We start from the raw sequence: 1,406 nt of genomic DNA on the forward strand, positions 1-1,406 counted from the left end.
GGCTCTCCTCACCTTTGTGTGGGTAAGGAGATCTGGATTCCGCTGCAGCACAGGTAGATCATTGTGGCCAGTGATTGCGCTTTCGGGTGCCCGTAGCCGCGGCGCTGAATGACCCGGATTTTAGTATTGACGCCTTCGCTGCGTGAGTTCGACAGTCCGAGTTCCACGGCGGCGATGATGCCGTCTGCGTGGCGAACGATCTTCTGGGCAAGAGATCTGAACGCGCTGCTGCCGCTGCCGGCCGCGCGTTGGACCCAGTCGCGGAGGTAAGAGTCTGCTTGGCCGGGATCGATGATCTGGAACAGATCGCGGAGCTCTTCTTTGAGCAGGTAGACCTTGTGGAGTTCGGTGCGTTCGGCCCGGATGACCTTGAGGATCTTGTGGTGTTCCTGCCGGAGTTTTTGCCGTCCGGCTCGTAACGCGAAGCGCGCTTTGCGCCAGGGCGCGTTGGTGCGGGCCTGTTTCATCTGGGCTTTCAACGTGGGGATCGCGGAGTTGCGGAAGGCGGCGTCGAGCGCTTCGTTGGTCCACTTGATGACATGGAACGGATCGATGCAGATCACCGCTTGCGCCGCCATCGTGCGGGTCGCTGAGATGTAGGCACTGCTGGCGTCCATCGTGACAGCCTTCAGCTTCTTGCGGCGCAGGAAACCCAGTTCCCGGTAGAACTCCTCGAGGGTTTCCACACCGTGGCCCTTGCCGACCCAGACGACGCGGCCGGTGTCGTGGTCGACGACCACGGTCAGGTAGCGATGCCCCCGTAGGTAAGAGATTTCGTCGACTCCGATCCGGACCAGATTGTTCAGCCGGCTGTCGTCGAGACGCTCCACCACGACCCGGCCGACGATCCGGTCGACCGCTTCCCACGAGCACCGCATCAACTGCGCGAGGCTGGTCTTGTCCATCCGGGTCGCCAGCCAGGCCACGGTGTCTTCGAAGGCCTGCGAATGTCTCGCGCCGGGTCGCGCCCACGGCACGTCCTCGGTGCGGACACGCTCGCAATCAGGACACCAGATCCGTGCGACCTCAGCCTCCAGCCACATCTTCATCCCGCAGGCGTCGACATGACGCCACCGGCGAACCGACCGGTCGTAGCGCCCAGGAACCCTGCACCCACACGGACAGCGGTGCACCTTGGCAACACGGCGCACGGTCACGACCGCCTCATCACCGGTGAACACGACACCCACCACCGCAGTGCCGTCCAGGCCCAATATCCTGTTAAATACTGTTCTGACGCGCACGTGCGTCGCCTTCCGTTCGGTTGTCTCGACAACTCCCGAACCTAAAGCGCGAACACGTGCGCGTCGCTCATTTCACGGGCCAACACACCGCAAAGCCCAACCAGACAACAAAAAGACCCTCCTCGGTCACCGGCAGACCCACAGAAGCCCGAGGAGAGCCAC

At 62.7% G+C, this 1,406-nt stretch carries 1 protein-coding gene; it reads right to left on the reverse strand.

The genetic code is table 11. The annotated features are described in order from the left end of the window. Positions 1–8: 8 nt before the first annotated feature. Complete coding sequence (locus G3I17_RS39170; RefSeq protein ID WP_203591354.1) at positions 9–1,244, reverse strand: ISL3 family transposase; 1,236 nt, start codon at positions 1,242–1,244, stop codon at positions 9–11. Positions 1,245–1,406: the final 162 nt, after the last annotated feature.

The organism is Streptomyces sp. SID13031 (genome assembly GCF_010548305.1).
GTDB lineage: Bacteria > Actinomycetota > Actinomycetes > Propionibacteriales > Kribbellaceae > Kribbella.